Source organism: Synechococcus sp. R50.1, assembly GCF_047462115.1.
In the GTDB taxonomy this organism is placed as follows: Bacteria; Cyanobacteriota; Cyanobacteriia; order Thermostichales; family Thermostichaceae; genus Thermostichus.
In genome coordinates this window covers 31,449-42,029 of record NZ_JANSIN010000019.1, presented here as the reverse complement: position 1 = coordinate 42,029, position 10,581 = coordinate 31,449, and the positions used below count along the sequence as shown (strand labels likewise).

Genomic DNA, 10,581 nt, shown 5'->3' with positions numbered 1-10,581 from the left:
CCCCCACCGCCCCCCACCAGGAAGGCTTCTCCCCATAGGCCCACAGCGCCCAAAACGCCAGCGTCACCGCCACCACCAGCGGCAACTCCAACATGTACACGTGGGCCAAAGCCGTGATCCCCGGATAGAGGAGCAGCAGCGCCGCCGCCAGCCAGCCCACTTTCCAGGAGCGATAGACCCGCTGTCCCAGCCGCTGCGTTGCCAGAACCAGCACCCCCAGCAACCCCAAGTTGAGCAACTGCCCGTCCGCCCGGCTGAACGGATGTAGAACTGCCAAGGGGATCCCCAGCCAATAGGCCAAAGGGGGGTAGCGCTGGTTCAAATGCAAAAACTGCTGCCCCCACAGCCCATCCCAGCGAAACCGTCCCAGGTGAAGCCCAAACGCCTGCGCCTGCAACAAATGCTGCGCCTCATCCCAGGCTGGCGGCAAGGGATCCGTCCAATTCCAGATCACCAGCAGCAGCAGGGCCACCATCCCCAGCCCGGCCCACCACCGCAGGAAAGGGATCCCCGGCCTGTGGGGTCTCTCCGGCAATGTCTCTCTCTCCTCGTCTGTACCGTTCATGCTTTGAAAACAATCCGCAGAGATTCAGCAGACATTGGGATCCCTTGCAACTGCCACCTGGCCTTGCCCCCCAGAGCTAAACTCAACCTGTGTCATTCTCAGCGCTCCTCCCATAGACCGAGAGCTTCAGCATCCCATGATCGCTCCATCTGCCGGCCCAGAAGGGGTTTGGATCCTTGCGGATCAACTCCACCCACAGCAATCCGCCCTCGCTTCCCTCTCGACCCTATCCCCAGACCGAGTTCCCGTCATTCTCATCGAATCTCACCGGTGGGCCAGCTCCCGCAACCACCATCAGCAGAAATTGGTGCTGGTCTGGTCGGCCATGCGTCACTTTGCCCAAGAACTGCAACAGCGGGGCTACCCAGTCACCTACGTGGAAGCCGACAGCTATGCCGAGCCCCTGCAAACCTGGGCCAAGCAGCATCAACTGCAGCAGATCCGCCTCATGCAGCCCGCCGATATTCCAGTCCGAGATGAAATAGAAAAGCTGAGATCCACCCTCCCTTGCCCCCTCTTGGTTGTGGAAAACAACCACTTCCTCTGGACAGCTGATCAATTTATCGAGTGGGCCTCAGGTCGCAAGCGCCTGCTCCTGGAAGACTTTTACCGCGAAGGGCGCAAACGCTTTCGCATTCTCATGGACGGCCCCAAGCCCCTGGGCGGGCGCTGGAACTACGACCGGGAGAACCGCCATCCTCCCAAACCGGGAATGCGCTATCCTCGGCCCCTCACCTTTTCCCCCGATGCCATTACCCAGGCTGTCATCGCAAAAGTTAGGCAACACTACGGCCATCACTTCGGATCCTTAGAAGGATTTGGCTGGGCCGTCACCCGCGCCCAAGCCCTGCAAGTGCTTGATCATTTCATTCACGAGCGCCTGCCCCACTTCGGCCCCTGGCAAGACGCCATGCAAGCCGGGGAAGACTTCCTTTTCCACTCGCTGCTTTCTCCCTACCTCAACTTGGGCCTGCTCACCCCCCACGAAGTCATCGCTGCCGTCGAACAAGCCTACCATCGCGGCGGGATCCCCCTGCCCTCCGCCGAAGGCTTCATCCGCCAGATCCTGGGCTGGCGGGAGTACATGCGCGGCTTCTACGAATACCAAATGCCCAACGGCTATGCCCAGAACAACTTTTTTGGCCACCAGCGACCCCTGCCAGAGTTTTTTTGGACGGGCAAAACCGACATGGCCTGTCTGCAGCACACCCTGGATCAAATTCGCCGTCATGGTTATGCCCACCACATCCAGCGGCTAATGGTGCTCAGCAATTTCGCCCTCATCAGTGGCATTCAGCCCCAGGCAGTAGAAGCGTGGTTTCAGGATGTGTTTATCGACAGCTACGACTGGGTGATGCAGCCCAACGTCATCGGCATGGGCCTTTTTGCCGATGGGGGCATGCTCTCCACCAAACCCTATGCCGCCTCTGCTCAGTACATCCGCAAAATGAGTGACTACTGCCGCCATTGCCGCTACAATCCCAGCGAAAAGGTTGGCAAACAAGCCTGCCCCATCAATACGTTGTATTGGGACTTCCTGTTGCGTCAGCGATCCCTCTTAGCCCCCTTGGGCAGAATGAAATGGGTATTGATCCATTTGGATCGCATGGAACCGGAGCTGAAGGCCCAGATCCAGGTGCAAGCCGCTGCTTGGTGGGATCCCTTGCAATCTGCACTCGACGAACAGAGTCCATCTCATTTGCAATCTGTCTAAGCACCAGAAGATTAAGCATCCGGTAAAATTGAGGCACCCTCCTACCCACCTGTCGCTTTGTAAGGACTGCAAGCCATGAAATGTCCCCGCTGCAGCAAACAAGAAATCCGAGTTTTGGAATCTCGTTCGGCAGAAGGTGGCCAGAGTGTGCGGCGGCGGCGAGAATGCATGTCCTGTGGCTACCGCTTCACCACCTATGAGCGCATCGAGTTCATGCCCATCATGGTCATTAAACGGGATGGATCCCGCGAAAGTTTCAACCGCAACAAGATCCTGCAAGGGGTGATGCGTGCCTGCCAAAAAACCCCCGTCACCGTCAGACAGATGGAAGAGCTGGTCAATGAGATCGAAGAAAAACTGCAATTGGAAGATGCCCAAGAGGTAACCAGCCTGCGCATCGGCGAGATGGTGCTGGAGCGCCTGCAACACCTAAGTGAGGTGGCCTACGTGCGCTTTGCCTCCGTTTATCGCCAGTTTCAGGGTATAAAGGACTTTGTCAACGAGCTGGAACAGTTGGAACCACCGCTGCGACGGGATCTGGAGCGGCTGCTGCGGGACTCCTCTGCCTCGGATTCCGAATCTTCAGGCTCCCCGGACTTGGTGGGAGAGTATTCGTGACGTGGGAACGACAGCGCAACCTGGAAGCAGCGGGGAAATGGCGCTTGTGGGCGGGAAAAATTGCTGTGAAGAGATCGCCCATTCCAAAGGCTTAGCGGTATGCTTGGGGTAGCAATCGCGGCTTACACTAAAGCTAGAGCTGCACGCCTTTAGATTGCCGGTGTTCAGCACTATCCTTGGAGATCCCTGATATCTTGGATCCCTCTGTGTCAAGCTGTCCCAGCCCCCTGTCCTTCCGAGTCGATCCCAATTTATGCAATACGGTTTTCGGGGTTCTAGCCCCTCTGGCGCTCGCAACAGCAACAGTAACCCCAGTGGCTTTCGCTCCCCTGCCGCAATGGAGACGGGGCCAGGGGTGGTGCCGATTCAGGTGTATCAACAAGTGGCCGAAGAGTTGGAGTCTGCCCGTCAGCAGATAAGCCTGCTTTCCTCGGAAAACCAGCACCTGCGCGCTCTGCATCAGCAGTTGTCTGGAGAGCTCGCTGCCATCACCCGAGAGTTCCAGGGGCAATTGGGCCACACCCTGAAGCGCCTGCAGCAAATCAGCCTACGGCTTGCTGACGCAAATGGCCAGGCTGCCCAAGTTGCTGCAGCTTCTGAAGCCTCTTTCCAACAGAACAGCCCGACTGCCAATCCCGGCCAACCGGAAGCCCCTCCCAGCTACGATTTTTTGAATCGCCTCAAGCGCCGACAGACCCGCAACGAGACCCCCTCCTTCTCATCCAACGGCTTTGCCCCGTCCTCCTTTGATTCCCTTCGCCACCCTTCCACCCACACCTCTGCCGAGCCCTACCCCCGCACTGGCTACCAGGTTCCTTCCCTGGACGAGTTGATGCAGGATAGGGGCGGCCCGGATCCCTATCTCGGCGAGGCAGACTCCTCAGCCTATTCCACCGGCATTTATCAGCGGGTACGGGAGCAACATCACGGATCCCAGGGCTCTGCCGTCCTTTGGATGGCCGCTGCAGTCGTCTTGGTCGTCGGATCGTTTGGGTTGGGATTTGTAGCCGTACAGCCGTTTTTGCGCAACAACCCACCGCCCGTGCAAGCACCCTGAGAGCTGTTCACAGGATGCCCCAAAACTTGCTAGGTTCTGTTGGTCTTTATATTTGTATTATATTTGTATATTTGAGCCAGAAGAGAGCACCTGGGAAGTCGAGAAAGCTCAAGAAGTTCCTGACCAACTTGTCAAAACGAGAAAACAAATGCCGATACTGCTTCAGCTTCTGAAAAAAGCACTCTACTGGGTGCCTCTCTCTGTAAACATGCCGGTCGTAATCTTGCACCACCCTCCTCTTCTTCCTAGAAGGAATCACCACCCGACTCTCCCCTATCCTCTGCGTAAATCGATGGGAATCCTATCCTCTATCCCCTATCACTTTCGTGTGTTCTTCTTGCCAGCTGTATCCACCTCGACTCCTGCCCAAGGCTTGCTCCCCTTTGGCTGCGCAGGGGTGAGCACGAACGATGGTTGAGTCCAGGACAAGATGCTCTCAATCGGGTTCTGTGATGAAGAACTGAAACATTCTCTCCCAGACTCCCAAGCGACTCCAGCGATGGAATCTTGGGTAAATGGTGTACCACTTTCCACATCTTTCCGGGAGGGATCGATGCGGATGGCGAGACTCGAACTCGCAAGGCAAAGCCACACGCCCCTCAAACGTGCGCGTATACCAATTCCGCCACATCCGCTTCCGAGCCTAACCATCATAGCGACAGAAGGGTGGAGTTGTTAAGGGCATTGGCCATTTTGCAGCCGACGGCTTGTCCTGCCTTGTTGACATACTCCCCATGCCTGAAAGTTAATCCTCTGTCCAGAAACGCTCGGAAAGATACTTGTCAGCCCCGTCACAAAAGATGGTCACCACCACTCCAGAGGAGAGCTGACGGGCCACCTCTAGGGCTGCCACCACATTGGCCCCGGCAGAGATGCCCACCAGCAAGCCTTCCTCTAAAGCCAAGCGCTTAACCATTTTCTGGGCTGCTTCTGTGGAGATCTCGATGTGCTGGTCAGGCAGGGTGGGATCGTAAATCTCGGGTTTTAGAGCTGTGGCCATGTGCTTGAGCCCTTCCAGGCCATGGAAGGGAGAGTCGGGCTGCATGGCAATGATTTGGATATCCGGGCGATACTCTCGCAGGCGCCGCCCCACCCCCATACAGGTGCCGCTGGTGCCTAGCCCGGTAACAAAATGGGTGACCTGCCCCTGGGTTTGCTCCCAAATCTCCACCCCAGTGGTTTCGTAGTGGGCTTGCCAGTTGGCGGGGTTGCTGTACTGGTCAGGGTAGAAATAAAGCTCGGGGTTTTCCGCATAGAGGGCGCGGGCTTTCTCGATGGCCCCATCGGATCCCAGAGCGGGATCCGTCAGAACCAAGTCCACGCCATAGGCAGCCAGGATCTTCTTGCGCTCCGGGCTGGCGTTGGCGGGAAGAGCCAGCTTGACCTTGTAGCCCAAGGCGGCCCCGATCCAGGCATAGGCGATGCCGGTGTTACCGCTGGTAGCATCGAGGATGATCTTGCCGGGGGTAAGCTTGCCCTGGCGTTCGCCAGCGCGAATCATGTTGAGGGCCGGGCGATCCTTGACTGAACCCCCAGGGTTGTACCACTCTGCCTTGCCATATACCCGTACCGATTCCGGCAAATCGGCAGCAACCCGCCGCAGACGGATCAGCGGCGTCCCCCCCACCAGCTCAATAGGGCTATCCACAGCAGGGAGTAACGGGCGAGAAGAAAATGCAGTCGGATACAAGGGGGATCCCTCGCTAGACAGGCATCGGCTGGACAACCATTGCTCATCTTACCCCGGTCTTTCCGGCCTCTTGGGAGCTTTTTAGTTTCCCCCTCCTGCCCAAGTTCTGGCTAGGCTCCAAGTAGGCTCTAAGATGGGGGTAGAAAAGTGGGATTTTCCCACAGCAGGATGACGCGGAGGGGCATGGCAGAAATTGGGATTGTGACTGCCCAGCAGTTTGATCGGCGACGGGGCCAGATCCATGTCTACGACGGCGAGGGCAAAGGCAAGTCCCAGGCGGCCCTAGGGGTTGTGCTGCGTTCCATTGGCTTGGGGATCGAAAAGGCGGCCCCCAGCCGGGTGTTGCTGGTGCGGTTTCTCAAGGGGCCAGGCCGAACCTATGCTGAGGATGCGGCCATTGCGGCTCTGCAGCGAGGCTTCCCCCATCTCATCGATCAATTGCGCACCGGGCGGGGAGAGTTTTTTGGCCCAGACGAGATCACCAAGTTTGACCGTCAGGAGGCCCGCCGTGGCTGGGACGTGGCCAAAGGGGCTTTGGCGTCGGGGTTTTACTCGGTGGTGGTGCTGGATGAGCTCAACCCGGTGCTGGATCTGGGCCTGTTGCCTGTGGAGGAGGTGGTCAGTACCCTCAAGCAAAAGCCGGAGGCCATGGAGGTGATCATCACTGGTCGGGGTGCTCCTAAGGCAATTATCGACCTGGCGGATTTGCATTCGGAAATGCGCAGCCTGCGTCGGACGGCGGATCCCCAAAACGGCCAACCCCCTTCCAGCGGCATCGAGATCTACACCGGCAACGGCAAGGGAAAATCCACCAGCGCTCTGGGTCGGGCTCTGCAAGCCATTGGGCGCGGCATCAGTAAGGATCTCTCCCATCGTGTACTGATCATGCAATGGCTGAAGGGGGGAACGGGCTACACCGAGGATGCAGCCATTCGGGCCCTGCGGGAAAGCTACCCCGATTTGGTGGATCACCAGCGTTGCGGTCGGGACGCCATTGTCTGGCGGGGCAAACAACAGGAAATCGACTATGTAGAAGCGGAGCGGGGCTGGGAGTTGGCACGGGCGGCCATCGCTTCTGGCCTGTACAAAACCATCATCTTGGATGAGTTGAACCCGACGGTGGATCTGGAGCTGCTGGACGTGGAGCCGATTGTCCAGGCTTTGCTGCGCAAGCCGCGGGACACGGAGATCATCATCACGGGGCGGTGCCATGCCCCCTTACCTTACTTTGAGCTGGCCTCTGTCCACTCGGAAATGGTGAGCCACAAGCACTATGCCGAGCAGGGGGCCGATCTGCGGCGCGGGGTGGACTATTGATGGGATCCTTCGCAGCGTTCTCAGCCAATTCTGCTCTCTCTTGGCCTCCAGACCCCAGGATGCTGGCCCAGTTGTTGCTTACCCTTTTCCAGACGGAAGTGTGGGTGGAGGGAGGGGAGCGTGTTCCTGCTGGCCCGCTGGTGGTGGTGAGCAATCACCGCAGTTTTCTGGATGCACCGGTGCTGATCGCGGGGTTGGGCCGACCGATTCGCTTTGCCTGCCATTACTACCTGGCTCAGGTGCCGCTGCTGCGGGAGATCGCCTTGGCTTTGGACTGCATTCCCCTCAAGCAGGGATCCCGACAGCAAATCCATTTTTTTCGCCAGGCGCAGGCCAGTTTGGCAGCGGGGGTGGGTGTGGGGATCTTCCCAGAAGGGGCGGAGCAGATCACCCGTGAGACCTCGCCTGGGGAGGTGGGGCGGTTTCAGCCAGGTTTTGCCCACCTGGCGCTGGCGGCAGCGGTGGATCCCTTGCCGATTCTGCCGGTGGCGGTGTGGGCGCAGGAAGAATGGCGGGGAGTAGATATTCCTATGGCTTTTTTCCGCTGGTTTGACCCCACTGAACCCCGATTTCAACAGGAAGGGGGACATCCGGTGGTGTTGTATCGGCGGGTGGTGCTCAGGGTGGGATCCCCCCTTTGGGTGGGCAGGAAGCAGCGCCAGGGATCCCGACGCGAGCGAATGCAGGTCATTCAAGAGCTAACTGCAGCGGCCCGAGAACAGGTGCGATTGGGATTGGCAGAGAGATGAGAAAGTTGAGTGGCGAGCCGGTAGCATCTGCCTCTAGCTTGGTCAGCCCGGCAACGGGAGCGGTCGGTCAGGAGCGGCCCCTGCTGCTGTATTTGCCCGGTATGGATGGCACAGGTACGTTGTTTTACCGGCAGGCGCAGGCTCTGCAGCGGGAGTTTCGCATTCGCCCCCTGAGTTTGAACCACCCGGAAGCGGGGGATAGCTGGGAAACCCTGGCCGATTGGGTGGGATCCCAGCTAGAAGCGGGGGCGTACTTGTGTGGAGAATCCTTTGGGGCCTGCCTGGCCTTGTTGGTGGCCGCCCAATGGCCGGAACGGTGCCGTGGCCTCATTTTGGTCAATCCAGCCTCGTCGCTGCGACGTAGGCCCTGGTGGTGGGCAGGACATGTTCTCTTGCCCTTTTTGCCGCCGGCGCTCTATCACCAGTTGTCGGAGCGAGGGTTGGGGGCTTTGGCGGAGCTCAGCCAAATGGAGCCGCCGGATCGGGAGCGGCTGCGCCAGGCGGTTCACAGTGTTGAGCCCACAGTGGCTGCCCAGCGCTTGGCTTTGCTGGGATCCTTTGTTGTGGAGAAGCTGCCTCTGGAGTTGATGACCATGCCGACTTTGCTGGTGGCAGGGGGCCGGGATCGCCTCTTGCCCTCGGTGCAGGAGGTGGGCCGACTGGCGGAACGGCTGCCCCAAGCACAGATAGAGATCTCTCCCCAGAGCGGCCATGCTTGTCTGCTGGAGCGGCAGATGAACCTGCGGCGTTACCTGCTCAAGCCAGGTGGCCTTTTCACCCCCCTGCTGCTCAATTCTGCTTCGGCCCGTTGAGCATGGAGAGGGATCCCCACAGATCTTCTATCCGCTCTGGGCCGGAGCTCTCCTTCCCCTCTCGATCCAGCCAAAGGGCCCTCAAGCCTGCTGCTTTTGCCCCCTGGTAGTCTTCGCGGTGGCTGTCGCCAATGTGGCCGGCGGCTGCGGGGGGGATCCCGTGGGCTGCCAGGGCAGCTTGGAAGATGCGGGGATGGGGCTTGGCATAGCCCACTTGGGTGGAGAGGGTGAGGCTGGAAAAGTAGGGATCCAACTGCAACTGCTGTAGCACTCTGGGCAAGCGGCTGTCGAAGTTGGAGATCACCCCCAGCCGGATCCCTTCCTGCTGCAGGGCCCGCAAAACCGGCAGCGTCTCGGGATACAGCTCCCAAGGATCCGCCCCGGCAAAGTGCTCAAACAGTTGGGTGAAGAAGTCCTCAAACCGGTGCTCTCCGAAGGCAGCCAGGGATCCCACCTGGGCAAATGTCTCCCGCACCACCTGACGCCACCAGGCCTGCTCCCAATCCGGCAAAGGGGATCCCGTCAACCCTGGGCAGGCCGGGGCTGGAGCCCGGGCAAAAACTCGGCCAAAAGCGCGATCCAAGGCTTGGGGATCCACCCTCACCCCGTACTCCGCTGCCACCTGGCCGTAAACCTGGCCCACACTGCCCCGCACCCGAAACAAAGTGCCCACAGCGTCGAAAAAGAGCACCCTCAGCCTCACGACTGCCCCTCGTAGCGCGCGTAGGCATCGACAATCCGCTGCACCAGAGGGTGGCGCACCACATCCCGCTGGTCGAAGTAGCAAAAGGCAACCCCCTCCACCCCTGCCAGAATGCGCTCCGCGGCGGCCAAGCCCGACGTGCGATGTTTGCCCAGATCCGTTTGGGTGAGATCCCCGGTAACCACCATGCGCGACCGGAACCCCAGCCGGGTAAGGGCCATCTTCATCTGCTCAGGGGTGGTGTTCTGGGCTTCATCCAAAATAATGAAGGCATTGCTCAAAGTGCGGCCTCGCATGTAGGCCAGCGGCGCCACTTCGATCACCCCCTGCTCCATCAACTGCGGCAGCTTGGCCGGGTCAATAAACTCGAATAGGGCATCGTAAAGGGGCCGCAGATAGGGATCCACCTTTTCCACCAGATCCCCCGGCAAAAACCCCAGTTTTTCTCCCGCTTCCACAGCCGGGCGAGTCAAGATCAGGCGCTCATACTCTCGGTTTTGCAGAGCCGTGATGGCCACAACGGCAGCCAGATAGGTTTTGCCGGTACCCGCCGGCCCGATGCCAAAGCAGAGGTCATGGGCGCGAATGGCTCGCACATACTCCTGTTGGCGGGGCGTCTTCGGTCGGATGAGCTCCCCTTTGCGGGTGCGGGCCAAAACTCCTGCTTGTGCTTGCTGATAGGCGGCAGCCTCCTGGCCGGAGAGGGCGCGAAAAGCTTGCTCTGCATCGATCACAGTAACAGGGTGTCCAGTTTGCCAAAGCGGCTTCAGCAATTCTAGCCATTGCCGCACCTGCTGCCGCTGTTGAGGAGTGCCTTTCAGATACAGGTCTTGTCCGCGCAGCGTTACAGAGGCACCGCTGGAGCGACTGATCCACCTCAAGTTGGCCTCCTGAATGCCCGCCAAAGACATGGCCTGCTGAGGATCGGACAGAGAGATGATTTCGAAGTCAGTAGAGATGGAAGTGGGGTTGTCGTGCATGCGGTGGGCGCCGGGCACCCTGCGAGACCTATGACGGCGATCTTATCAAATCAAAAGCGCTTGCCAGAGCGCTCCGGGTCGGGGAGAGCCCAGGGGTCGAGTGCAAGAGTGCTCAACAGGGGATTGCACAAACTAATGTGTTCCAGAATACGAGTCTCTGGAAGATCTGCACCAAACCCGGATTTGGATTCTGGTCTTTATGGGCAGCCAAGTCACAGGGGATTAACAACTCTCTAAGGTTCCCTAAAAAAGTATTGCAAAGGGCTCTTTTTTCGGGAATAGCTCCTATTCATCAAGTAAAGTTGATCTATTGCTAAAGGGGCTTGAACTCCCAACCTCTCATCCGTTTGGGCAAGAGCTTGAGGTTTTCAGCTCC

At 59.0% G+C, this 10,581-nt stretch carries 9 protein-coding genes, 1 tRNA gene and 2 pseudogenes; 6 read left to right on the top strand and 6 right to left on the bottom strand.

Going from position 1 to position 10,581, the window contains the following annotated elements:
* A pseudogene (locus NW870_RS06825) lies at nt 1-565 on the bottom strand (hypothetical protein); the annotation flags it as partial.
* 136 nt (nt 566-701) lie between these two features.
* Between NW870_RS06825 and NW870_RS06820 the strand changes: the two are divergent.
* From NW870_RS06820 to NW870_RS06810, 3 genes are all read left to right on the top strand, one after another.
* A complete protein-coding gene (locus NW870_RS06820) occupies nt 702-2,279 on the top strand; it encodes a cryptochrome/photolyase family protein (protein ID WP_414374565.1) in 1,578 nt (525 codons plus the stop codon).
* A gap of 75 nt (nt 2,280-2,354) precedes the next feature.
* Complete coding sequence (gene nrdR / locus NW870_RS06815; protein WP_414374563.1) at nt 2,355-2,897, top strand: transcriptional regulator NrdR; 543 nt, start codon at nt 2,355-2,357, stop codon at nt 2,895-2,897.
* Between the two features lie 253 nt (nt 2,898-3,150).
* Complete coding sequence (locus NW870_RS06810; RefSeq protein WP_414374561.1) at nt 3,151-3,954, top strand: hypothetical protein; 804 nt, start codon at nt 3,151-3,153, stop codon at nt 3,952-3,954.
* 46 nt (nt 3,955-4,000) lie between these two features.
* Here NW870_RS06810 and NW870_RS06805 read toward each other — a convergent pair.
* The 3 genes and pseudogenes from NW870_RS06805 to NW870_RS06795 form a co-directional block, all read right to left on the bottom strand.
* Nucleotides 4,001-4,513, bottom strand: a pseudogene (locus NW870_RS06805) (IS5/IS1182 family transposase); the annotation flags it as partial.
* A tRNA-Leu gene (locus tag NW870_RS06800) sits at nt 4,509-4,589 on the bottom strand. The pseudogene NW870_RS06805 and the gene NW870_RS06800, both read right to left, overlap by 5 nt.
* A gap of 110 nt (nt 4,590-4,699) precedes the next feature.
* Nucleotides 4,700-5,644, bottom strand: a complete 945-nt coding sequence (locus tag NW870_RS06795; protein WP_414374559.1) for a PLP-dependent cysteine synthase family protein — start codon at nt 5,642-5,644, stop codon at nt 4,700-4,702.
* 183 nt (nt 5,645-5,827) lie between these two features.
* Here NW870_RS06795 and NW870_RS06790 point away from each other — a divergent pair, with 183 nt between their 5' ends.
* The 3 genes from NW870_RS06790 (at nt 5,828) to NW870_RS06780 (ending at nt 8,522) form a co-directional block, all read left to right on the top strand.
* On the top strand, nt 5,828-6,961 hold the full coding sequence (locus tag NW870_RS06790; protein ID WP_414374557.1) for a cob(I)yrinic acid a,c-diamide adenosyltransferase: 1,134 nt from the start codon (nt 5,828-5,830) through the stop codon (nt 6,959-6,961).
* Nucleotides 6,962-7,032: 71 nt separating this feature from the next.
* Complete coding sequence (locus tag NW870_RS06785; protein WP_414374555.1) at nt 7,033-7,710, top strand: lysophospholipid acyltransferase family protein; 678 nt, start codon at nt 7,033-7,035, stop codon at nt 7,708-7,710.
* Nucleotides 7,707-8,522, top strand: coding sequence for an alpha/beta fold hydrolase (locus NW870_RS06780; protein ID WP_414374554.1), 816 nt, complete (start codon nt 7,707-7,709; stop codon nt 8,520-8,522). The genes NW870_RS06785 and NW870_RS06780 overlap by 4 nt, the downstream gene beginning before the upstream one ends.
* Here the strand turns inward: NW870_RS06780 and NW870_RS06775 are convergent.
* Nucleotides 8,500-9,225, bottom strand: a complete 726-nt coding sequence (locus NW870_RS06775) for an HAD-IA family hydrolase (protein ID WP_414358201.1) — start codon at nt 9,223-9,225, stop codon at nt 8,500-8,502. The two genes, NW870_RS06780 and NW870_RS06775, sit on opposite strands and share 23 nt — an antisense overlap.
* Nucleotides 9,222-10,184, bottom strand: a complete 963-nt coding sequence (locus NW870_RS06770) for a PhoH family protein (protein WP_414358203.1) — start codon at nt 10,182-10,184, stop codon at nt 9,222-9,224. Before NW870_RS06770 ends, NW870_RS06775 begins: the two co-directional genes overlap by 4 nt.
* Between the last annotated feature and the right edge of the window lie 397 nt (nt 10,185-10,581).